Below are 24,167 nucleotides of genomic sequence, written 5' to 3' on the forward strand. Positions count from 1 at the left end.
TTGCCGTTTAAGCGCATTGTGGAAAAAAATTAAGCCCAGTCTATACCTTTTATTAACTTGGTCAGAGTTGCAGCCTCTGCGCTGTTTTCTGTAGTCTGGTGATTATATATCCACTTTGCCATTGGTGGTAAGCTCATTAAGATAGATTCGATCCTTCCGTTTGTCTCCAAACCGAACTTTGTGCCCGAATCATAAACTAAATTAAATTCTGCATAACGGCTTCTTCTTACATATTGCCATTCCTGCTGCGCTGCTGTAAATTCAGTATTTCTGTTCCGTTCAATCAGTTCAGTATAAGCCGGAATGAACGAATTACCAACCCCCAGGGAGAAATTAAACAATTGATCCCAATCCAGCCCGGTATTTTCAGGTTTCAGCCTGTCATAAAAAATCCCACCTACACCACGCATCTCATTGCGGTGTTTGATGAAGAAATAATCATCTGCCTGTTTTTTGAATTTCGGATAAAACGAAGCATCAAACTCATCGCAGGTTTGTTTCAGCAGCTGATGAAAAAAGCGCACATCCTCATCAATTACATAATGTGGCGTTAAATCAATGCCGCCACCAAACCATCTTGTTTGCTCATCCATTTCGAAATAACGGATATTCATATGTATAATAGGTACAAATGGATTTGAAGGATGAATCACAATGGAAACTCCGGTAGCGAAAAATTCATCATTTTCTACCTTGAAAGCTTTTTTGACCGCTTCTGGCAATTTACCATATACAGCAGAGAAATTAACCCCACCTTTTTCAATTACATTTCCATTCTGAAAAATACGCGTGCGGCCACCGCCTCCACCCTCTCTGGTCCAGATTTCTTCTTCGAACTGCCCTCCGCCATCGGCTGAAGCCAAAGCCTGGCAAATTTCATCCTGGATCTTTTGGTACGCTTCTACAACTTTATCTTTTAACATCGTTCCGTGAATATATAAGGTGGTAAAGTTATATTTTAATATATACTAGTACAAACGTACTATGTAATACAATTGTATTATACAAAAAAAGGCTTTGCTCAGAAAAAAACACCCCCGGTCAGGCCGAATGGATAATCTCAAGAATTTTTCCTGGCAACATACCTTTCTCTAACTAACTATATATACTGTTATATTCAATAAATAATTTTATAGATATTATAAATATTAATTTATATTTTTAAGAAACTAAAACCAAAATCTGATGAAAGAAGAAAAAAAGCAATTTAAATTCTCCTTAAACAAAAAGGTAATTTCAAGCATGGCCAACAGTCAGCCAACAAATTTAGGTCAAGGTGCAAATCAACTTGTTGATAGCTCAACTTGCCAGGTACAGTCCTGTCATCAATGCATTACTGTACCTATACCTACAATCTCATTTTAATTAAGGAGATATTACAGCCTGATTTTTTGAATAAAGAACCAGGCTGTAATATTTAGACAATAATTGATAAGTGATCAATTCATTTATCTTCTGGTGCTCTTTAAACAGCCTGTTCACCTGCATATGGGCAAGGCTGAAAATATATGATTCCAAATCAGGTCCCGTTGCTTTCGCCGTTTTATACAATTCCGCTAATTCAACCTTCCAATTCGACAACAACTTATTTATTTCGGATCCATTGGCTGGTTGCAAAACCATCAGTTCTGCAATCCCCGATTTATTTGCTTTAAATTGGACATCTATTTTTTTCCAAAAATCTGTATCTATCTTATATCCGCTTTCCATGGATTTTTTAAACTGGCCCACTAACCGAAGTTTTTCTTTAGTCTCAAAATTGAAAGCCGACAGGATGTGATCTACTGACACCATAGATAAAAATAGTACCTGTTGCTCACTGCCAATCGATCTATTCAAATAAGCTAACAGTTTTAGCGTATACCGGCTGCTGAGAAAAAATGCAGTCTCTGATATATCCATTCCATAAGTATGATAACGCTCAATCTCCGGTTTGTAAGTGTCAAACTGTATTTTCCATGCTTTCTTCCTGCTAATGAGTATTTCCAGACACCTGTTGAGCTGCGCTGTTATCCTGGGTATATCATTTTTGTTCTTTACAGCTAACCTGACTCTTATATGGTACCCTGGATCAGTATAACGGATAAAAAACCACTTATCTATCAGTTTATCTTTTAATAATCTATTGGTTAGCTTGTCTATGGTCCCTACCAGGATTTCATCAGAAATAGTTCCGCCACAATAGATTTTAAAATAGATCCATTCACTTAAAGGATAAAATTCCCTGACTTTCGGGATATTGGCAATAGTTTTTTCTCCGGTATATATTGAGTTACCTTTGCCTTTCAAAAAGGCCGTAAATTGATTCGTATTTCCATTCTCACCAGAAACAACAGTATCCCGCACAGGAAGAAAAAGTTCCTTAATTAGTACAGCACTCTTTTTGGATAACAACTGAAGTATAACTTTTCTGCTTGACTCTTCATTAAGGTCTGCAAAAAGTTCATTATCTCCATCTGACACTATAAACTTTCGAGGTACACCCCATTTTTTCATGAACGGGGTATGTTGGAATTCTTTAATATCCTGAATGAACAAAGCAAGGTCCTGGTCTTTGAAATTCCAGCTTGCGAGGCTTAAAACGCTGGATCTGCAGACAACCCTTGGAAAAAAGACAAGTCCCTTTAAGGCTGCAGGCCACTGAAACAAAAGCGAATTTTTATCCTGCTGCAACTGAAGATCACATAAAAACTTATAAACAGGAAGGTTTCTGCTATGATGAAAATTATGTGCACTTGAAAGAATGGGAATAATCTCCCGTTTCAACCGCTTTGAATGCAGAACCAGTACCTCTCCCCTCAGAGATATTAACAAATCATTTACCGGAATCTGGTCTTCTGCCGGAATAGCCGAGTTGTAAACAATTGAAATCTGATATCTTGTTAACCGGGGTCTGATTAGAACATTACCCATTATCGGGTCTGGATAATGGCTGATTTCTGCGTATATGGGTTGATCCTGTTCATCAAACGGTGGTGAAAACGCCATGGCCACCTCTTTAATATTATCGTCTATTGTAGCAAACCTTGTAATCGTATTGATTGCTCCATGTAAACCAGCACTTTCCAGAAATATACGTTCATCAGCTACACGGAATAATACAAATAGATTCTCCTGGATAAATCCATCACCCTCTACATTGACCAGCTTCAACAGCTCAGATTTTTCCAGCCTGATTTCTTCTTCCCGATTGCGTTGACTTTCTATAACCTTGTTTAACAGGTAACTACTCATTGCATCCCAGGCCTGCTCTGTTTTATCCTTAGCTAATGGTTTAATGCTCTTCATCAGCCCATTCATAATTTCTCCTGAAATGGAAATATCCGAGTATCCAATTCCATTTTCCTGGTCCAGAATTTCGAGCAATGGTTTCTGCTGTGTTTCATAACGATCAGCAAATTTTGCAATAAACTCCTGAAGCATGGGATTTTTATTTGGCCTGTGATTTAAAATCTTCAAAACTTCCAGACCTTCTATCAGGGGATGCTGAAAACTTTTATCAAGTCCTCCGGTATATGCAGGAAACATAGAAACATTAACGAGTTTATGGAGAGGGACCTTAATCCCGAATACACTCTCTATATGTTGTTTTAGTTTCAGATAGTTTGAACGGTTCTGTACTCTTTGTATATCAATTTCACTAAGCAGACCTGTAATAGCTTTGAGGTCATTGACATAGCTATTGATTTCCTCACTATGGTGTAAAGTTCCCGTCTGCTCAAGAGCAACAATGATTTGCTCCAGCGGGTCAGTACCTATGAGCTGAGGAATGAGTGCATATACTAATATTCCAGCGGATATCATTTCCTGCAAAAAGTCCTTTATTGCATTTTCCTCACCGGGGTAAGATGCTGTTAAATAATCCACTATTTGCGGAAATGTCTTTCCGTCTCTGCAAAAGTTTAGTATCGTCTTACTAATTGAAGAATAGTCAAAAGAACTCAACTGGAACTGAGATAAGCTATGAGGTTCAATATAACGATAAGAATTATTGACTTTATATATCGAAGAATTGGGATAAAGTTTCACTACACTTTTCATCATCTCATTCCCCATTATACTTCTGCAGATAGCATCCAGGCAAGAAATATCAAGTTTTGTCACCCGTTTAAACCCATGTAATCCGATGGTCTTTTTTTCTCCGGCAGACCAGTCAATCACGTTCATCCCTGCATATAAACCAAAGGGAGTAGTTCTGAAAGAAGCACGGAGAAAATATTTTGAAATGGTCAGCTTTATTTGCTCATTCTCTGGGTCTGCCAGGTACAACTCAAATAGCTCCGGTGCACTTATAAAAAGCGCTTCCAGGAAAATATTATTTTCAAGATAACTACTGTTCAATAAAGCTGCCTGGATATCAGTATAAGGTAAAAGAGAAGTACGCAGTACCAGCTTGTTATAAAAATTATATTTGGGCATAGCTTTATAAATATAAAAAACAGGTAAAAGGCAGATACTTCTCGTCCATATGAGCGAGAAAAGCCAGACCTATTCCACTCAGGCCCGTCATAAAACCCAGATTGATCTCCGTACTGTCCTTGTAAAAAAATGCCTGATAACCCGCAAATCCATTCACTGATTTTGCATGTTTTAGCGTTTTATCAATAAAGTCATGATAAGCAGTTTGCAAAACAGGTGAATCACAAAGTAACAGTGCTTTTTTAAGTACTATGGCGATACCAGCACTACCATAGGATAAACTAGCATCATCTATGTAATTTTGAGGATCAGTTCTTTTAACTGTATTTTCCAATATTTCAATTCCTGTTTTTTCAAGCAGTTCATTTTTCAAATGAAGCCCTGCATTCAGTAGTGTATATCCAATAGAAAGGTCACCATAACACCATTCTACGGGAGTTTTTACGACTTCCTCACCAATTTTTGTAGGAAAGTAAAAGTTGTATTCTTCAAAATTAAGTTTATGCTTCAGTAAAAAATCAATGCTATTCACGATTAACTTTTTAATGGTATCATCGAACTTAAATTTGAGATCTGCTTTTAATAGAAACTGTATAATAGCACAGCTTCCATGTGTAATTCCAGTATAAATACCACCATTACTAAATTTTGGTGATTTCCAAAATAAATGACCGTCTTTATCCTGAATTGAAATAAAGGATATTGCCTTAACTATCTTTAAGATCGCATCTCGTGAAACCTGCGTATCCCTATTGAGCAGATAATATCCCTGTGCCAGAAAACCGGTAAAAGGGTCAAAATCCTGGGCTTCAATATTTTTGTCAACAAAATCATCAGCTATTACATCCAGATCATTCAGTAGCTCATCTGAGCTGATGTCCAATAGATCCTGATCTTTCATATAACTTAAAAAGATACCCAAATCAGCCATTTCCTTCCCTAATGTATCAGAAACATATCCGCTATTGATGTCTTCCAGTATCTCTGAAACAATTTCTTCAGTTAAGTCATTGTATTGCCCCTCTCCAGAAAAGTCGCTATAAGAACTTAGGAACAAGGCTGCTCCCAGTCTCCCGTCTTTCACAGAAATCCGAGGTAGCGAGCTGTAGTTTTCAGATAAAATCTTAGCAATTTCATTAATCTTATTCTTCATAACTTAATTTGCATGAATAGTATTATGATGGTAAGATATAAATTTTTAAAAACATAAACTATAATGTTGACTAAGATAAAATCATGCTAATTAAAAATTAATAAAAAAGGCTTTGCCGATCAACCAGCAAAGCCCCTAAAAAAATCAACTACCTATTATTAAACTATTTTTTCGGCATTAATACCGCATCGATTACATGCGTTACCCCATTGCTTGAAACTGCATCTGTGATGGTAATTTTTGCATCATTCACATACCACTGACCATCTTTTTTAGAGAATTTAATTTTCTGTCCCTGAACAGTAGTCAGTTCCAGGCCATCTTTTAAATCAGCAGCTTTATAATTTCCTGCGACAACATGATAAGTTAAAACACCAGCAAGATCTTTTTTCATTTCTGGTTTAAGCAATTTAGCTACAGTACCAGCAGGCAATTTATCAAAAGCCTCGTTTGTAGGTGCAAATACTGTAAAAGGGCCTTTTCCACTTAAAGTTTCTGCTAAACCAGCAGCTTTAACAGCAGCAACCAATGTAGTATGATCTTTAGATTCAACCGCATTTTCTACAATATTTTTTGAAGGAACCATTAAAGCACCACCTACCATAACACCTTCCTGAGTACTCATTTTTGAAGTATCAGCCATGCTTGACATTTTACTGCTGGTATCTGTCATTGTAGTCGTTGAAGTATCAGTAGTACTACCAGGTTTTGATGAGTTACAAGCTGAAGCCAAAGAAAGAAATGCAAGAGCCATTGCAACCGTAAAAATTTGCTTTTTCATAAAGTTTAATTTTGTTTTGTCCGTTTTGTAGACTGATATACGGGATCAATAGCCTCCCGGTTTTTTATAAGCAGATTATTCTCTGAGAACTGTAAAATTTAGCATATTAATTTCTACAGGTTCTACAAGATCCCAATAATCTTTCTGATATTTAAAGCTCATGATAGTATCAGAAAGAACACTAAAATGGGGACTGTGCTTTTATCCCCCGCTTCTCTTCCAGCGTATTTGGGTTAAGAAATTCCATCCAGGGTTCAGGGGAGCTGATATTAAAATCTATAAAAGCCTTTTCAATAAAAACTATAACGGTTCCATATTTGGCGGAACTATTTATGCCGCTACAGACCCATTTTATGCATTATTATTTGATCAGCTTTTACAGCGCCAGGGATTTAAAGTCAGAGTATGGCTCAAAAGTGCAAGCATACAATACCTGAAACCTGGTAGATCAGCCCTTTTTTTTACTATTATTATTACTGATGAGATGCTGAATGATGCTATTGAAGCGTTAAATACCAGTGGCAAATTTGTTAAAGCTTACCCCATGGAAATTAAAAACAGCGCTGGTGAAGTTTGTGCCACAGTGATGAACGAGGTATATGTCAGAAACCTGCACAGTGGCGAAAATGGCCCGGTAGCTTATTAAATAGAAATGTCCGTTAAAACCTCTAAAAATGAATATCAGGAAACTTATTTTGCAAGGAGAAGGAACTACACTGGATTTTAAAAAGACAATTAATAACTATGAAAAGATTGCAAAAAGCCTGGTAGCCTTTGCCAATAACAAAGGAGGACAATTATTGATCGGTGTAGCCGATGACGGCACGATCAAAGGCGTTAAATCTGAAGAAGAAGAGAAATACATGATTACCAGATCTGCGCATCAATTCTGCAAGCCAGCGATTGAACCGGAATTTGAAGAAATATACATTGATAGTAAACTCGTACTGGTCGCGAAAATTCCGCAAAGTGACACCAAACCGCACTATGCACTGGACGAAAACAAAAAATGGTGGGTTTATTTCCGGGTCAATGACAAGAGTATTCTGGCCAGTAAGATCATCGTTGATGTACTGAAAAAAGAAAATACCCACAGCGGACAATTGATCACCTACACCGAACAGGAACAAAAGTTATTAAAGTATCTTGACCAGGAAGGGCGTATTACCTTAAAACAATTTAGTAAACTTACTAAAATCTCTAATCAGAAAGCGCAGAGGATATTGGTCAGCTTCATTCTTGCTGACCTGATTCAGCCCCATTCTTCCGAAAAAGAGGAATATTTTACCATGACAACGCCGAAATAGCCGTACCTTTGACGGTTCAATTCAATCGTTATGTTCAGTTCCTTTTACGCAAAATACAAGCCTTATTATTCAGATAACCTCAGACTGGCCATGCCTATTGTGGTATCCCAGCTGGGCCACACCGTTGTGCACCTTGCCGACAGTGTGATTGTAGGACATTTTGCAGGAACAATTCAATTGGCTGCGGTTTCTCTGGTGAATAGTTTATTCATGCTGATCCTGGTTTTAGGAATGGGTATCTCCTATGGACTAACTCCGCTTATTGCGCAGGAGAACGGACGTAAAAACTATAAAGAATGCGGAAGGTTATTATCAAATAGCCTGTTGATTAATATCATGATAGGGATTTTCCTGTATCTCTTGGTACACTTTGGAACCTTATTGGTTATTGATAATCTCGGACAATCTCCAGAAGTTGTTGCCTATGCAAAACCTTACCTTGGATACCTGAGTTTTTCTATCATTCCACTAATGATTTTTCAAACTTTCAAGCAATTTGCCGAAGGATTGGGTTTTACCAAACAAGCGATGTTTATTTCTATCTGGGGAAATATTATCAATGTTATCCTGGGAATAATCCTGGTTAAAGGGATGTTTGGCATCGCTCCTATGGGCGTTAAAGGTGTTGGTATCAGTACGCTGGTAGACAGGATATTAATGGCTACGGTGATGTGCATTTACGTTTTTAACTCCAAAAACTTCAAAATATATCTGCAAAACTTTAAACTCACCCTGATCGACAAAATAAGAAGTCTCAAAATCTTAAAAATAGGTGCTCCGGTTGCTTTACAATATTCTTTTGAGATCAGTGCATTCAGTGGAGCTGCAATCCTGATTGGTACCATTGGTGCTGTGGAACAAGCAGCACACCAGGTAGCTATTAACCTGGCTTCTGTAACTTATATGCTGGCAAGTGGAATTGCATCAGCAGCGACCATTAAAACTGGTAATAACCTGGGTAAAAACAACTTCCTTGATTTGAGAAGGTCGGCCATAGCAAGTTACCATACTGTGGCTGTTTTTATGAGTATTACCGCTGTTGCATTTGTTTGTGCGAATCATCTGTTACCTTATATCTATACAGAGGACACTGCAGTAATTAATATTGCAGCCCAATTGTTGATTATTGCTGGTTTCTTCCAGTTATTTGATGGTACACAAGTCGTAGGATTAGGTGTTTTAAGAGGTTTGGGTGATGTAAATATCCCTACAGTGATCACTTTTGTAGCTTACTGGGTGATTGGTATCCCACTAGGTTATCTTTTAGGTATCACATTAGAGATGGGGGTCAACGGAATCTGGTACGGTCTTACTTTTGGATTACTTACCGCCTCTGTGATGCTGTTTTTCAGATTTCAGAAAAGGACAAGAATGCTGGTTGCTGTTCCTGCATAAAAAATACAAAAGCCCGTTTTAAAACATTTTGGCCTTTACTTTTGTACAGTAAGGGAAAGTCTTTTTAAGATTCTTATTTTCTTGCGTATTTCACACTTATGGCTAATCAAAAAGCATCCATTTACAGCGCGCTGGCAGCGAACCTGCTTATTGCCATTACCAAATTTATAGCAGGTGCATTCAGCAACAGTGCTTCTATGATTTCCGAAGGGATACATTCTGTAGTCGATACTGTTAACCAGCTTTTACTGCTTTTCGGATTACAAAGAAGCAAGAAACCTGCGGATGCACTCCGTCCCTTCGGTTATGGAAAAGAGCTTTACTTCTATTCCTTTATCGTTTCCATCCTGATTTTTGGTCTGGGTGGAGGAATTTCTATTTACCAGGGGATCATTCATATCTCAAACCCAGAGCCTCTTGGAGATCCAACCTGGAATTATGTGGTACTTGCGTTATCTGTTGTCTTTGAAGGCACTTCCCTGATTATAGCTGCTAAAGCTTTCAATAAAGTCAGAGGTCATGAAACCTGGTGGAACGCGATTGTAAAAAGTAAGGATCCTTCCAGCTTCTTAGTGCTTTTTGAAGATGGTGCAGCTGTTTTAGGATTATCAATTGTAATGATCTGTATGGTCATCGGTCACCAGTTTCATATTCCACAACTGGACGGTGTAGCCTCCTTATTAGTCGGGCTGTTGTTAGTCGGGGTTTCTTTGATCCTGGCCAGAGAAAGCCGGAGCTTATTGATGGGCGAAGGAATCTCTGCAATATCAAGACAAAAAATCGTGGAGAAAACTGAAGCAGTTCCGGGAGTTGTCAAAGTTTTAACCGTTGTATCCACTTACCAGTCACCAGAGGAAGTGTTGTTAATGCTGATCGCAACTTTCAAAGAAGACCTGAATACCCACCAAATCAATGAAGCTATTGACGCTATTCAGGCTGGGATCAGAAGAGAATTCCCATTAATCCGTTACATTATTGTACAGCCAGAAGAGTTTACAAAGCAGTTTAAGTTTTAAAAACTGGTTGCTTATTCCTGAAACATGCCTATAAACTGATAGTGTTCTGTAGGTATTATCCATGTTATCAGTTAGTGATAACATTTAATTTATAGTCGATTATTGTTTTAATGAAGCATTATTATGCATTATTAAAACAATAATTGATTTAAACTGGCTACTTAGGATTTAAAAAAAGAAAACAATCCTTTTTTCCACTCCTTCCTCCTTTTCAGTGCTTCTTCGTTAGCCGGATAAGCTTCCAGGATATTCTTTATATTTTCCAAAGCTTCACCTTTAGAACCCGTTTTATATAAAGCATCTGCATATTGTAATTTTACCTTTAAAAGTTCGTCATCCCAGGCCCATTCATTCCTGATATAACATAATATGCCCTGATAAGCACTCTCCTTACAATTATCCCACTTATTCAAGATGAAATAACAATCAGCAAGATGCAGATAAGCTCTGCTCAATTCGTACTCATTATCTGGGTAAACTATTTTTAAAGGTGCAATTAAAGCTTTCAGATCTTCAATTGCTTTTTCGTAATTGCCAAGGTTCATATAAGATAATCCGCGCATATAATGAATTTTGCAACGTGAAGTATCTTGTATTGCCTCTTTCTTGACAGATTGATAGTTATCTGCACAAGCAATACACTGGCTATAATCTTTGATGATATAATATTCCTGCATCAGCATAAACCAGGCAGAATTATCATCGGGGTTTTTAACCAGCTCATTTTGCCACGCTTTAATCGCATCTTCAGGGCTTCCTTTACTCAGCAAATCATGGCGGACATTTTGAATGATAATATATTGTTCGCTTAGCTCAAACAATTGAGCTTCTGTGAGCTCTTTCTTATTAATTTCCAAAAAAGAGTCATATTCCTCGGTTATGGAGTCCAGGATCTCATAAGTTTGCTCATTACGGCCCAGTTTATAAGTCATATCCAGAATCTCAGCTTTGATTCTCAGATAAGCTGAAAAAGACAGGTAATCACTACTATAAGTTGCGGCCACCTCGTATATCTCTATCGCCTGCTCATATTTTTCCAACCCCTTAAGCGCTGTTCCCCAGCTATTCAACTGCTCCCAAAAAGGAGAAAGAGAATAACCAATAGCGTGAACTTCAGCAGCTTTTTCGAAAGCGCCGATTTCAGAAAGAGCTATTCCGTAATTATTACAGCACATTGCAAAAGTATGAACCTCGTTTGCTAAACTTTCGCCAGTGTTATTATAGAAATATTCATAAAAGCCTTGATAAGAAATCTCATAAAACTTGACTTTGATTTCCTGTAATTCCTCTGAAAGTCCTTCAGTCCAGATATTTGGGATAGACTCATAATAAAAATCGCAGCCTGCAGCATAATAAGCTTCAGGAGAATCTGCTGGCAAAGATTCGATGTCTGGTAGTTGCCCCATAATGCGGCAATTGGCATCAATATAACGACGAAGGCCTCGCGCCAGGCCTCCAATCTCTAAACTCTTTTTCAAATAAGGAAGCGCTTCTTCATACTTCTTTTCATCAAATAAAAATGTACCTGCAAAATGATATGGAATATCCCAATCAGGATAAACTTTCATATAACTAAGAGAAAGACTTAATATTTCAATCGGGTCTGCCTTTAAATGTTCAGAAAATCTTCTTAAAGCCAATATTAAACTATATACCAATAGCTTATTCAGTTTGCTTTTTGCGCTCAAGTCGTTAATCCTGTGGTAAAGGTCAATCAGCTCTTGGTTAGGCTGCTCATCGCTATAAGTAAAGGCCATAAAAGCTGCTTCTCCAGCCAGTTCTAATCGCTGGTAATCTAAGGCAAGTAAAGCAACTGCATTATGTGTCAGATAATTTTGATGAGGATACGCCTTACCTTCTCTGAAGGTCTGAAACACTTGTAGCGCATCTTCTTTATGCCACAGATAAATATTCGTCTTTTCCAGATAAAGCAGGCCTAATTCCTGATCAAGGATACTTCTATTGTTAGGATACAGTGCTTTATAATGTGCAATCATTAAATCTATATCTTCCAATACAAGCTCCATATTTCCCAGGATAAAATTAACCTGACGGCGATAACCGATCGCTTTTAACCTGGTATCTTCGTTCTCTGAAAAAACAAGGATATCACAATAAACCTGTGCTTCTGGTAAGTTATCCTGTGTTACAAAGATATTGATATAAGCAGCATATAACATTGCTTCCTCATGCGTAGGCTGAAGTTTTAAAACGTATTCAAAACTATGATATGCAGTTATATATAAGGATATATCGTTTGTATCTGGATCAAAAGTCTGACTAGCTGATTGATATTCGCATCTGGCTTTGAGCAGCAGCCCTTCAATGCTATCAGGATTCACCAGGAGAAAAGGATTCAAAGATTCAAGGCATTTTGAAAATTCACCTTGATTATAAAGGGATTGTAAGTCTTGTATGGTTGTCATATGTAATTTATCCTATGCACTGCGCTATGTTGAATGGCTAACATAATAGCTCAATTTAGCGGCAAATATAAGATTACACGAAATAAAGAGACTTGTTTAGCTTAATTTTTTTTAAAAACACAAAAGCACGGGCACCACTTTACGCTGAAAAAATATATCAGACAAGACTTTAGCGTATCCGGATAAGACCAAAAACTAAAAATTGATTTTCTTTTCCATTTCAATCAGGATGATTTCTTTTAATGGTTTGCCGTATTTATGATATTCTACAGGAAATGGGAATTTTCTGCCAGTAGTGACATATCCCCTCCTTTGATACCACGCAATAAGTTCTGTTCTGTCTTCAATCACGGTTATATTGATTTTATTGCAATTGAGTTGTCTGGCATGTTCTTCAGCACCATGTAAAAGCAATCTTCCTATACCCCCATCCTGAAATTCGGGATTAACTGCAAGCATGCCTAAATAGAGATGCTCTTCTTTTTGCTCCAGGTAAACGCAACCAATTAGCTGATTGGCAGGGTTGGTAAACTTTAAAACAGAAATGGATGGATTTGTAAGGTAGTCCGTTAGTATTTCTTCATCTATACGGATCTCCCCTGCTAATAAAAGAATTTCGGATGTCCATCCTTTAGTAGAGGTTTCACCACGATAAGTAGTATTGACTAAGTTTAATAACGCTGATAAATCAGAAATTGAAGCTTTTGAAATTGACATCATGTAAAAAAACGAAGATAGCAGAAATATGATAAGTTTTTATTGAACAAATAAATGTGTCAATCTTCTTAATGGGGTTGTTAATTTATAGTTATATTGATTATATCATTTTATTAACCTAAACTAATTTACCAATGAAAAAATTAATCATCTTATTGAGCATGATCATGCTATTTCTACAGTTTACTCCCTTTTCGCAAGCTGTAGCTAAAGAAAAACCCGCTGTTAAAAAAGACTTCCGGATTCTGAAAGCCATTCTTTGTAATTATCGTCTTACTCCGGGTGGCCCGGGAATCGCTGCTCCATTTGCTACCTTAATCAATGTAACTACTGGAGAAACGACGACTACTGATGCCACGGGACATGGAGGTTTAAGGCTAAAACTCATGGATACCATTGTTGCAAAAGTCAATATTCCTGGCCAGGGGTGGTTTTCTACAACCAGATTATACCGGCTTGAACAATTAGGATTGACTTTGCTCCCTGATCCAAATATCACTGATTAAAAATATATTATTTAATAAAGCCGTCTTCAGGCGGCTTTATTGACTTTAATAATAAAATACAATAAATCGGCTTGAAATTAAAACCATTTGTTTGGTTATGGGTTATAGCGCCAATCTAGTTGGCTCCATATGAAATTTAACAACACTACTTACCAGATATGAGTTTATCAGAACGAATCATCGCCTCTAATAAGGGCATGCTTGCTGAGATGGTACAGCTCAAATACCAGGCAATGACTGAAAGTGCTTTTCGTTTTTTCAGAGGAACCTGCGAGATTTTTTATCAGGACCTGTCACTTTGGAAAGCAATGCCGAAATCTCCTTTAAGCTGGATATGTGGTGACTTGCATGTAGAAAACTTTGGGAGCTATAAGGCTGACGATGGTCAGGTATATTTTGACCTGAATGACTTTGATGAAGCGTTGCTGGCTCCTGTAGCATTTGAATTGGTCAGAATGCTGACGAGTATTTTCCTTTGTTTTGATTTCTTAGAACTGGAAGACCTGAAAGCGATGAATATGGCAAATGTCTTTCTGAAAAATTACAGTGCAGTTTTAGCCCGGGGGAAAGCGCTTGCTATTGAACCCAGAATTGCAAAAGGTATCATTTGTACATTTTTGATGGCCGTCTCTAAACGGAAGCAAAGCCGCTTACTGGACAAACGTACTGAAGTCAGAAAACGGAAACTGGTACTTTCCCTGGAAGATGAAAGACATTTTGAGCTGGATAAAGACCTGAGAAAAGATTTAGTGGAACATTTGACAGACTGGATCAATAACCATAGCAGAAGTCCCTATAATTATAAAGTACGTGATGTCGTTTTTCGTCTGGCCGGCACCGGTAGTGTGGGTACAAAACGCTACATGTTCTTACTGGAAAACTTGCTAAAGAAAGGGAAATATTTGATTGTGGATATGAAGCAATCGCAGCCGAGTGCACTTACCCCCTATGTTAAAGTTTCACAGCCTCAATGGGAAACTGAAGCTGAACGTGTAGTTTTTGCACAGGAACTCTCCCAGCATATGCCTTGCTCACTGCTGAGCCATACTGTTTTTAAGGGGGACGCTTTTGTTGTTAAAGAAATGCAACCTGCTGAAGATAAGATCAAGTTCAGATTAATTCAGGATCAATACAGAGATATCTTTCAGGTTATTGATGATATGGCAGCGTTGACAGCTTCGGCACATATCAGAAGTTCAGGCAGAAAGGGTTCAGCCATTGCTGATGAACTTATTGAATTTGGTAGAAGTACAGCATGGCAGGAAAAACTCATCGACTATGCGTTTAAATATGCACAAAAGGTGAAGAAGGATTTCAAGGTATTTAAAACCGGAGTTGATTCGGGTATCTATGCCAATAGTTAATTATTATTCTGCAAATAACTTATATTTGCAAACTTTCTTAACGTCTTTATCAGTATCAAATGATTGAAGATACCTTCGGAATGAATATCATTCCGGATAATGATTCCGAAAGACTTCAGGCACTTAAACGATACAGGATTATGGATAGCCCTTCTGAGGCTTCTTTCGATAATATTGCCCGTTTATGCACACAGATATTTAATGTTCCTAATTCAGGGCCAGGATAAGGATAAACTGTTTGATCGTTTTTATAGGGTTCTGAACGATGATATTGTTTCAGGCTTTGGTATCGGCCTTTATTTATGTGCTGAAATTATAGACCGGCACCAGGGAAAAATCGGGGTGGAAAGCGAATTCGGAGAAGGCAGTACTTTTTGGTTTAGCTTACCGGTCGCTGTAGTTTCAGTTTAGTATAAAATCCGTTTTTACTAATCTTTCTTTTGAACAGCTGGAAATTATAATCGCTGTTACACAAAGAATTGTTGCAGTAGTAAGGTAGTTTTGTGATTTTCTTTTCATGAAATATTAATTGTTTGATTTTTTAAAAAAATAACTTTATTATCTATTTGTTTGTTTTTGATATTTAAATTAACAATAATATTAATTATCTTGATTTAAAAGGGTTTTTAATACGCTGATTATCTTTTAAGTGAAATGTAGTCTTCAATCTGAATAGAATGATTTTTGAAATAGAAAAACGTTTTAAAAAAGAAAGCGGAAATGATCAATGACCATTTCCGCTTATCTAAATTAACGCTCTCATCTATTAAAGCGTCAAACCGCTGGAAATATTGTATGGCAATGAAAAAATATTTTAAGATCTTTCCATTTGAATTGAAAAGAAGATGCGTAAGAAAAATAAATCCGTTCCGGTAAATACAATGTTTGATGATTTTGATGCAGGTATCGCCATTGAAACGATGTCTTTTGAAAATTTATCTATTTGGGACGACGCAACGCTAAAAGAGTTTGAAGTTGCAAAACAATCGCATCGGGAAGACCGCCACTCATTCTTCCTGCTTGAAAAAGGAACAGTTCACATTGAAATTGATTTTCAGGAATATCAAATTAACCAGTCCTCTATCATCTATGTTCATCCCGATCAAATACATCGTATTCTTGCCATGGAAAATGTCGTAGTGAGCAGTTGGGCAATGAATAATGAGAGCCTGAATCCACAGTACCTGAAATTATTGGAAGATATCACTCCGGCAAAACCGTTAGTATTAAAAGAAGAAGAATTTTCAATTATTTCTGAAGCGGTATCAATTGCTATCAAATTTTCTAAACGGAAAACGGACAAATTATATCATTCGTTATTGAAAGACAGTTGTAATGCATTGGCCGCATTCGTTATTTCACAATATTCAGAACTAGCTAAATCAACAGACAAAGCTTCAAGATTTGAAATTGTTACCAAAGCTTTCAGGGAAATACTGGAGCTTAATTATATCAATCTCAAACGCCCGGCAGATTATGCTAAAAAATTGCATCTTTCCATACCCTACCTGAACGAATGTGTTAAACACGCAACTGGTTATTCCGTTTCAAATCACATACAGCAGCGTATTATTTTAGAGGCAAAACGGTTGCTGTATTATTCTGATCAATCAGTAAAAGAAATTGCGACAGCATTAGGCTATGATGATTACCCCTATTTTTCAAGGTTGTTTACCAAAGTTACGGGAATGACCGCTTTAGCGTTCCGCAATAAAAAACGCGGTTAGTCCAATACTTACTTTGTATTGCTATTATTTATCCTTCTGTTGCGATGTTCCTTTGCAGAGTCAAATAAACTCATATAAAAAATGGAACCATCACAAGAAAAAAAAGTACTCATTTCGGGTGCAGGTTTTGCCGGACTTTCAACCGCTTATTGGATGAATAAATTGGGCTACAAAGTAACTGTTGTTGAGATTGCAAATGAACTTCGAAAAGGCGGAACACCTGTGGATATTCGCGGGGACACAGTAGATATCGTTAAGAATATGGAGATTTTCCAGCAAATCGAATCCAACAGATTGAATATGGAAGTAATGGAATTTAAAAACTCCGATGATGTTACTGAAGGTTCAATACCGATGAAAAAAGAAGGTGAAGGGGCCGCGGACGATGAATGTGAAATTGAACGGGATATATTGCTGAATATTTTATTCAATACCATCAAATATGAAGTTGAATTTGTTTTCAACAATAGCATTACTACTATCAGCGAAACGAAAGATGCCATACAGGTTGCCTTTAAAAATGGCCCGGAATGCTCATTTGACTTGTTATTTGGTTGTGATGGTTTACATTCGACAGTAAGAAAAATTTGGTTTGGTGAGGAAGATGAATATTCACATTTTCTTAATCAGTATTTTTCTATCAGCATCGTAAACAAATTGCTAATTAAACAAAACACCTCACAAATGTATAATGAGCCGGATAAAGCGATTATGCTTAATGCCTATAATAATAAAACCGATATTGTTTTTTGTTTCTATTCAGAAAAAGAGATTTCTTATGATTATCGGAATGAACAGCAGCAAAGAGAGATCATTCTGGATCAATTTTCCGGACAAAGCTGGAGAACTCCGGAATTACTGGAAGAAGTAAAGAATACGAAAACTTTTTACTTTGATAAACTCAGTCAAATAAAGATGCCATCCTGGACAAAAGGCAGGGTCGCTTTGGTGGGCGATGCCGGTTATTGTGCTTCGCCTGCTGCTGGAATGGGTGGATCGCTGGCAATTCATGGAGCAGCAGCATTAGCTGCTGCTATGCACAAACACAAAGGGAATTTTGAACTGGCGTTTCAGGATTATAATACAAATTTACGTCCGTTTATTGAGGAAGTTCAAGGCAATGCCGTAAGATTTGGATTAGAAGTAATGGTTCCAAGAACCGAAGAAGCTATTCGTAAAAGGAATGCACTAGAGGTACCCTTTTAATATTTTAATGTTGTTTACGATAAGCTAAAGGATTTAAACCGGTTTCCTGTCTGAGTAAGTCACTAAGATAACCGGGAGAAATTTTGAGCTGTGCTGCAACAGTACCAGCTACGAGATTTTTTAATATTTGTTATTTTATGCTACAAAATTACCGGGCGATGGCTGTTGGCGGATTATACATATCGCTGAATATCGGATATATATTTTTAATACAGGACTGATGATGTGATTGCAGATATCCTGTATATATGAATTGCAAATTTGTTCTATCTTGTAAAAAATTAATGACAACAAACTATTTGAATGAACCGACAAAACTTAATACTCTCAGCATTTTTATTTTTCGCTGCAACTTCGACTACTTTCGCACAGGATAGTTTACTCACCAGTCTGGCCAGGAACAATATGACTACTTTTGTCAAACAAGCGGACACATTTTTAGGTGCCGGATGGGAAAAAATTATCAAAAAAGCGACCGCTTCGAATGACATCCTGATCGGCGAAGACCATTTTACCAATGAGATCCCCTATTTTACCTCTGCTATTGTTTCCAAGATCAAGTTCGAAAATTTTTTCTGTGAAATCGACCCGTTTACCTCAGAGATTCTACAGGGGAAGATCAAAAACCTATCACCACTGGCGTTGCGAAATTATGTAAACACTTATGGAAATGCTTTTTCTTTCTATGCTTTTGCTCCTGAATTCGAACTCTTAAAACAGCTCAGTATATCAAATACCATCATACGGGGAACTGACCAGATACTCCTGATTGGCGACAGGATAATCTGCAATGAATTAGAACAGACTACCAGGAATAAAGAGGCAAAGTATCTTTACAAACTGATTGCAGATAGTTCGAAATTATACTTTGACAATTTTCTAAAAGACCAGAATAAGCCCTTCTATCTATTGACTGATGATTTTGCGAAAAATATAGACAAGCTGTCCCTGCTCAAATTAAGCACACAGGAAACAAAGATTATCGAGGCAATTAAACTGAGTGCAAAGATCTACAAATCCCAAAACCATAATCTGAGGATTCAGCTCATGAAAAACCAACTCATGCAAACCTTTGGAAGTTGGTCTGGCAAAAGAAATCTTTTCAAATATGGAGCAAACCATCTTGCCGGCGGGGAGAGTTTCCTGGAGATCTATGATTTGGGAAACCTTGTCAGTAACATCAATGATGCTAATTTCAAAAGCTCCCTGCATATCATGATTCTGGGTGTATCCGGGACTCAGGCTTCCCCGTTTGAAGGTTTTCCTGCTGAAAACATCAACCCCAATAGTAGTATGCTCAAATGCCTGAAACCTATTACTAGAGTAATCGATGGTGAACAATGGTCTTGTTTCGATCTGCTACCATTAAGAAAAGAACTGAATGAAGGACGATTGAAAATTTCAGATATCAAAATGCAAAGAGTTATTAAGGGATATGATCTGCTTGTTATCATTCCTAAGGTTACTGCGAGCAGGTTTGTTAAAGAAAAGTAGCTATATCGCTTTCTGAACAACAACCGGATATTCATTATATTAAAAAGGCAGAGTTATAACTCTGCCTTTGGACTCAACAAGGCTTACATCGAGCTTTAGTTAACCTTATACTGTCTGTACCCCATTTTGTATAGCTCCTGTCATGATTCGTGCTGTTTCTGATTAAATACCAACGCGTCATTTCAAAGAAATATATTATGTAGCCCCACCACCGGGAATAATGGTAGTGATGTTTTTAAATTTGATTAATTAGTAGTATAGGAAACCCCATCTATTTGTAATAAGGTACTTCCATTAATAGCTAAAATATTTACTTCTCCAGTTGGCCTGATTAACAAAGTTGCTGATGAAAATGTTCCGGTATTGAAATTAGTGACTTGAAATCTTTTTTCCCTGACAGGTCGGAATAATTGAGGTAATATAAAAATTGTTGTGCCTAATGTCTGTATTCCATCTTTAATTGCCCCTCTTAAAACAACCAAACCAGAATCGATTTTTTTTGCCGAGACTTCACTAGTAGAATCATAAGGAATCCAGTTAGCTAATAAAGTTAAAGAAACCTCAACACCGTAGTTGTCAATACCTAAATTATCTACTCCCAATGTTTCAACCTCTGAATTAAGAGTACCATAGTATGCGTTATCGGTTTTCAAGATATTACGCTTTGATGAAATCCCAAAGCCAATATATTTACCTTCTGCACCAACTGACATGTCATTTTGGGTAATTATATTTCCGATACTTGTTCCGGATAAATAGATTGCATAATCTGAAGTTATAGAACCTACGGAACGAGCAGGGCTAATTGTGTTACCCTGAATTACACAATATATGCAATCTGCTAAATATAGTTGAGATTGGTAAATTCCTAAATAATCTGAGCCCGCACCGTGTTCCAATTGATTAAAGCAAACTTGTGTTTGTTCCATAGCTAGCAATGCAATAGCTCCATGTTGAGTAGTGATGTTATTTTCACGTATAATAATCTGCCTGGCACCACCTATGCCACTAAATAAAATACCAGGTGAAAGTATCCTGTTACCTGTGATTGTATTTTCACTTATAGTTATAGAATCACCTACGCTATCGCCATTTAAGCCATTTTGTATCCAACATCTACGGATCGTGAATGCGAAAAAACCATCCACATTTCTGGATGAATTGTCTAATCTAATACCAAAATTGCCAAAATCTCCAACAAAAATCCTATTAAATTCCCAATTTGAAAAATAAGCATTAATGCCCAGATAAACTTCAATACCATATTTTCCACCTCCTCCAATTTGGGGCTTTACCATAAAGTCGTGAAAATATGTGCCTGTGTTGCTCGTCCTATCAGTAGGTGGTATAATTCTTATAGCAGAGTCGTTACCAGAATATATTATCTGAGATTGCCACATTCCCTCCCCATATATATGAATCCTTAGTGTTATTCGTAAGGTTCCAGAAGTTTTGAAAATACCCTGTGGTATAAATAAGGATATTCCTTGCTTTTGTGCATAATTAATAGCTCCTTGTATTGCTTCATAATCGTCATGAATACCATTGCCCCTTGCACCGAACCACTTAATGTTAATGCTTCCGGTAAAATTTCTTTTAAAATAATCATCTCCAAACTTTACATAAATAACACCATCCAATTCCAAATCATTTGTAATCTCTGTAGTCTCATTAAATGTTACTAGTTCTCCAGTATATTGATCTAAAATATTTGATATAGTCTTAAGAGAGTTTAATTTATCTAGTATAACTTTTTCTACGTTAAGTTCATTTGTATAAGTAGGCATGCTGTGAGGAATTTAAAATGTGACTGATTTTTGTTTTTTAATATACATTATTTTCGCTTTACAATTGATCAATGTAATTGGTTACGATTCTTTAATAAGCTAATTACTTCCTGATTTTTCCAGGCTGGCCACTTTGACGAAAGTTCTCTGATGCCTTTTTCGGTTTCCATTGCTTGTTTCATTATGCCCAGTACAGAACTTTTGAAACAAGTTGTACGCCAAACTGCTGCTTTAAAAATGAAACCGCCCAGGATTCCCTTTGAAAATTTACCCGTTAAACTTCTCATCATAAATAAATGCCTTTCCACCAATGTAAGCTATTCGCGTTAAAGATTATCCTGATGCGTAAAAAATGGCCGTAATTGTCCGCAGCTGTCTGCAATTGTCCATGGGTTAGCCCAAGGGAAAATTATAATTTCATTAATCTTCAACCAGTTATGGTTTGGTTGTGCCTGAGTGGTGGTCGGGATGACATCAGGTTGAGAACGGGCTTTAACTATGGCAGGTCCAGGTCATTTCAACTAGTTGTTTTGACTTAGACTTGCCATGCTCTCGCGTTACTTTAGCACTGCTCTTACCCTAACGAGTACCCGACCAGTACCCGGCCGATATAGCTTTATTATTTAGCTATTTTGAATTTATTGACGAACAGCCCGGCCTTGTTCCCCCTGAGTCATTCCCATGCAAATTGAAAGCTTTCAGCGCAACTTCCAGCGGCATAAGAGCATCCGTGACAGCTAAGACTTTCTGTTGAGCGTATCAAAATTTATGCTTAAAAAGAGCCTGCTCCACAAGTTGATGACTTGATCCGAAAATGTTCAATTAGAACATGAAAAATGTATGCGCTGAACCACTATTTAGAATAACTGGATCACCAAGACGAGTGAGTTATTATTAATGGATAATATTGACGCATAAGAGTACGAAAAAGAATCTGAAGGAATGAATTGCAAACTTAAAACATAATATGGAGTAACATTTAAAATTAAGCTCCTTACAGATCAATATTAAACATGATATAGTGTGAATAAGCTTCGCTACGCACCATTACGTTGAGCCTATCTATCATGGCTCGGTCTATTGCGCCAAGACTATAAAAACAAAGTGCTTTTAATTAAAGATTATCACTTTATTTGATATAATAATCTTAAGCATTTTCTTTTTTCCATGCTGCTATATAAGCTAACAATGGGCAAAGGCTTTCCCCATATTTTGTGAGCGCATACTCTACTCGAAGGGGAAACTCCCCGAACTGTTTCCTGCTAATTAAGCCATCAGCTTCAAGTTCTCTCAGTTGTTCAGTTAGTACTTTTCTTGATATAGAAGGCACCCGAACATTAATTTCTCCAAAACGCCTGGCATTCTTGGAAAGCACATGCAAAATGATCACTTTCCACCGTCCTCCAAGCAGAGCTATCGTTGCTATAGCAGGACATTCAGCATGAGCTAAGTTATTTTCCATTTGTTACTTCAAGGTTACCAGTTTATATTTTGTTAACAACTGGATAAGGTATTTTATAGTACCGATTTCAGTTTCTTTGCCTAACAAAAGTAATTGATTATTTATCTTAAAACAAAAACTATGATTTTAGTAACTGGTGCAACTGGTAACTTAGGCAAGGCCACTATTAATTCTTTATTGAATAAAGGCATATCCGCACACAATATTGCAGCATTGGTAAGAGATGAATCCAAATCGGCAGAATTGAAATCAAAAGGCATTCAGGTGCGGATTGGCGACTATCAGAATTTTGAGTCTTTAAAAAGTGCCTTCCAAGATGTGGAGAAGCTACTGCTGATATCTTCTTCAGCTGAAATAGCTCAAAGGTTTGAGCAACATAAAAACGTAATTAATGCTGCCAAGGAAACTGGTGTTAGTCATCTCATTTATACCAGTTTTGATATGAAAGACCTGCGCCAAAGTATAATGTATGGAGATGTTCAATATCATGCAGACACAAGTGATTATCTAAAAAAGATAGCTGTACCGTATACTTTGATGGATAATACACTATATGCTGACTTGATTCCCATTATTTCCGGAAATAATATATTGGATGAAGGTATTTCCATCCCCGCCGGAAACGGTAAAACACCTTTTTTACCAATAACAGAAATGGCTGAAGCTATAGCTGTTGTTCTGACTACTCCTGAGCATGAAAACAAAGAATATTTCATCGCTGCAGAGACCGCTTTCTCCTTCGCTGAGATTGCTGTCCTAATATCAGAAATCACAGGAAAAACGGTAGCTTATAACCAAACTAACGTAACGTCATATGTTGACCAGCTTGTACAGCAGGGGCTTTCTCATGATGATGCAGAGTATCTATCAAGGTACGCTGGTGCAATAGCCAGAGGAGAGTTCGACTCCAATAAAAGTCATGTCAAACAATTATTAGGAAGAAGTCCGATATCTTTAAAAGATTTTTTAAGAAGTATATATGTTAAATAATTCAAACAGGCTTACAGCATAGAATTAACATCCGGGCCCGGGACTCACCGGGCCGGATATTATTATAATCTCTCAGAAAGACTAAATAGTGTAGAAAATCTGATAGATTGGGGGAAGCAACATCGACAAGTTATCAGAATGATATAAAAAGCAGTGAAAATAAACTTCAATTTACAAAAGCAGCAATTATAAATTCATATTATCGAATCAAAAAGATAAGTAGAAAATTAGTACTTTTTAATGGTTTTAGTGATGTTTTTAATTAAAAAAGCCCCTAACAATCAAGTTAAGAGCTTCCTGGTACACCCAATAGGATTCGAACCTATGACCTACGGTTTAGAAAACCGTTGCTCTATCCAGCTGAGCTATGGATGCATTTCTTGTTAAGGGTCGCAAGGATAGGAGAAAAAATCAGAA

22 protein-coding genes and 1 tRNA gene are annotated in these 24,167 nt (G+C 37.1%); 13 read left to right on the top strand and 10 right to left on the bottom strand.

The window, feature by feature from the left end:
* Nucleotides 1-29: 29 nt before the first annotated feature.
* Entirely contained in the window at nt 30-923 is an 894-nt protein-coding gene (gene hemF, locus AY601_RS07155) for an oxygen-dependent coproporphyrinogen oxidase (protein WP_068398519.1), read from the bottom strand.
* Between the two features lie 262 nt (nt 924-1,185).
* On the opposite strand from hemF, the gene AY601_RS07160 reads away from it, so the two are divergent.
* Nucleotides 1,186-1,365 (top strand): hypothetical protein, encoded by a 180-nt coding sequence (locus AY601_RS07160; RefSeq protein ID WP_068398521.1) that lies wholly within the window; start codon nt 1,186-1,188, stop codon nt 1,363-1,365.
* Here the strand turns inward: AY601_RS07160 and AY601_RS07165 are convergent, their stop codons facing one another.
* From AY601_RS07165 to AY601_RS07175, 3 genes are all read right to left on the bottom strand, one after another.
* Nucleotides 1,366-4,419, bottom strand: a complete 3,054-nt coding sequence (locus AY601_RS07165) for a lantibiotic dehydratase (protein WP_068398523.1) — start codon at nt 4,417-4,419, stop codon at nt 1,366-1,368.
* A gap of 4 nt (nt 4,420-4,423) precedes the next feature.
* Entirely contained in the window at nt 4,424-5,572 is a 1,149-nt protein-coding gene (locus tag AY601_RS07170) for a lanthionine synthetase LanC family protein (protein ID WP_068398526.1), read from the bottom strand.
* Between the two features lie 163 nt (nt 5,573-5,735).
* Nucleotides 5,736-6,353 carry a fasciclin domain-containing protein gene (locus AY601_RS07175; RefSeq protein ID WP_068398529.1) on the bottom strand — a complete coding sequence of 206 codons (618 nt, stop codon included), beginning with the start codon at nt 6,351-6,353 and terminating at the stop codon, nt 5,736-5,738.
* A gap of 160 nt (nt 6,354-6,513) precedes the next feature.
* Between AY601_RS07175 and AY601_RS07180 the strand changes: the two genes are divergently transcribed.
* From AY601_RS07180 to AY601_RS07195, 4 genes are all read left to right on the top strand, one after another.
* A complete protein-coding gene (locus tag AY601_RS07180) occupies nt 6,514-6,999 on the top strand; it encodes a DUF4442 domain-containing protein (protein ID WP_068398533.1) in 486 nt (161 codons plus the stop codon).
* A 28-nt stretch (nt 7,000-7,027) separates the two neighbouring features.
* Entirely contained in the window at nt 7,028-7,660 is a 633-nt protein-coding gene (locus AY601_RS07185) for a helix-turn-helix domain-containing protein (protein WP_068398536.1), read from the top strand.
* Nucleotides 7,661-7,690: 30 nt separating this feature from the next.
* Nucleotides 7,691-9,055, top strand: coding sequence for an MATE family efflux transporter (locus AY601_RS07190; RefSeq protein ID WP_068398539.1), 1,365 nt, complete (start codon nt 7,691-7,693; stop codon nt 9,053-9,055).
* 98 nt (nt 9,056-9,153) lie between these two features.
* Nucleotides 9,154-10,071: a cation diffusion facilitator family transporter gene (locus AY601_RS07195; RefSeq protein ID WP_068398542.1), complete on the top strand. Its 918-nt coding sequence runs from the start codon at nt 9,154-9,156 to the stop codon at nt 10,069-10,071.
* 161 nt (nt 10,072-10,232) lie between these two features.
* Here the strand turns inward: AY601_RS07195 and AY601_RS07200 are convergent, their stop codons facing one another.
* Together AY601_RS07200 and AY601_RS07205 are read right to left on the bottom strand one after the other, a co-directional pair.
* Nucleotides 10,233-12,497, bottom strand: a complete 2,265-nt coding sequence (locus tag AY601_RS07200) for a tetratricopeptide repeat protein (protein ID WP_068398544.1) — start codon at nt 12,495-12,497, stop codon at nt 10,233-10,235.
* A gap of 195 nt (nt 12,498-12,692) precedes the next feature.
* On the bottom strand, nt 12,693-13,217 hold the full coding sequence (locus AY601_RS07205; RefSeq protein ID WP_198163637.1) for a GNAT family N-acetyltransferase: 525 nt from the start codon (nt 13,215-13,217) through the stop codon (nt 12,693-12,695).
* Nucleotides 13,218-13,348: 131 nt separating this feature from the next.
* On the opposite strand from AY601_RS07205, the gene AY601_RS07210 reads away from it, so the two are divergent.
* The 7 genes from AY601_RS07210 to AY601_RS07235 all read left to right on the top strand — a co-directional run bounded on the left by AY601_RS07210 (nt 13,349) and on the right by AY601_RS07235 (nt 19,511).
* Nucleotides 13,349-13,720 (top strand): hypothetical protein, encoded by a 372-nt coding sequence (locus AY601_RS07210; RefSeq protein WP_068398551.1) that lies wholly within the window; start codon nt 13,349-13,351, stop codon nt 13,718-13,720.
* Between the two features lie 158 nt (nt 13,721-13,878).
* Nucleotides 13,879-15,084: a DUF2252 domain-containing protein gene (locus AY601_RS07215; protein WP_084359141.1), complete on the top strand. Its 1,206-nt coding sequence runs from the start codon at nt 13,879-13,881 to the stop codon at nt 15,082-15,084.
* 59 nt (nt 15,085-15,143) lie between these two features.
* Nucleotides 15,144-15,311, top strand: a complete 168-nt coding sequence (locus AY601_RS26020; protein WP_232324712.1) for a hypothetical protein — start codon at nt 15,144-15,146, stop codon at nt 15,309-15,311.
* Entirely contained in the window at nt 15,286-15,495 is a 210-nt protein-coding gene (locus AY601_RS07220) for a sensor histidine kinase (protein ID WP_068398557.1), read from the top strand. The genes AY601_RS26020 and AY601_RS07220 overlap by 26 nt, the downstream gene beginning before the upstream one ends.
* Before the next feature lie 470 nt (nt 15,496-15,965).
* Nucleotides 15,966-16,811 carry an AraC family transcriptional regulator gene (locus AY601_RS07225; RefSeq protein ID WP_232324713.1) on the top strand — a complete coding sequence of 282 codons (846 nt, stop codon included), beginning with the start codon at nt 15,966-15,968 and terminating at the stop codon, nt 16,809-16,811.
* Between the two features lie 81 nt (nt 16,812-16,892).
* Nucleotides 16,893-18,017, top strand: a complete 1,125-nt coding sequence (locus AY601_RS07230; protein ID WP_068398562.1) for an FAD-dependent monooxygenase — start codon at nt 16,893-16,895, stop codon at nt 18,015-18,017.
* Between the two features lie 303 nt (nt 18,018-18,320).
* Nucleotides 18,321-19,511 carry a hypothetical protein gene (locus AY601_RS07235; RefSeq protein ID WP_068398565.1) on the top strand — a complete coding sequence of 397 codons (1,191 nt, stop codon included), beginning with the start codon at nt 18,321-18,323 and terminating at the stop codon, nt 19,509-19,511.
* A 245-nt stretch (nt 19,512-19,756) separates the two neighbouring features.
* On the opposite strand, the gene AY601_RS07240 is transcribed toward AY601_RS07235, so the two are convergent.
* The 3 genes from AY601_RS07240 to AY601_RS07250 all read right to left on the bottom strand — a co-directional run bounded on the left by AY601_RS07240 (nt 19,757) and on the right by AY601_RS07250 (nt 22,760).
* Nucleotides 19,757-21,298, bottom strand: coding sequence for a glycosyl hydrolase family 28-related protein (locus tag AY601_RS07240; RefSeq protein ID WP_068398567.1), 1,542 nt, complete (start codon nt 21,296-21,298; stop codon nt 19,757-19,759).
* 68 nt (nt 21,299-21,366) lie between these two features.
* Nucleotides 21,367-21,588 carry a hypothetical protein gene (locus tag AY601_RS07245; RefSeq protein ID WP_157287765.1) on the bottom strand — a complete coding sequence of 74 codons (222 nt, stop codon included), beginning with the start codon at nt 21,586-21,588 and terminating at the stop codon, nt 21,367-21,369.
* 857 nt (nt 21,589-22,445) lie between these two features.
* A complete protein-coding gene (locus AY601_RS07250) occupies nt 22,446-22,760 on the bottom strand; it encodes a winged helix-turn-helix transcriptional regulator (RefSeq protein WP_068398573.1) in 315 nt (104 codons plus the stop codon).
* Between the two features lie 120 nt (nt 22,761-22,880).
* Here AY601_RS07250 and AY601_RS07255 point away from each other — a divergent pair, with 120 nt between their 5' ends.
* Complete coding sequence (locus tag AY601_RS07255; protein ID WP_068398576.1) at nt 22,881-23,750, top strand: SDR family oxidoreductase; 870 nt, start codon at nt 22,881-22,883, stop codon at nt 23,748-23,750.
* A 298-nt stretch (nt 23,751-24,048) separates the two neighbouring features.
* Here AY601_RS07255 and AY601_RS07260 read toward each other — a convergent pair.
* Nucleotides 24,049-24,125: transfer RNA gene (locus AY601_RS07260), tRNA-Arg, on the bottom strand.
* Nucleotides 24,126-24,167 lie beyond the last annotated feature (42 nt).

It is taken from the genome of Pedobacter cryoconitis (assembly GCF_001590605.1).
Taxonomy (GTDB): Bacteria; Bacteroidota; Bacteroidia; order Sphingobacteriales; family Sphingobacteriaceae; genus Pedobacter; species Pedobacter cryoconitis_A.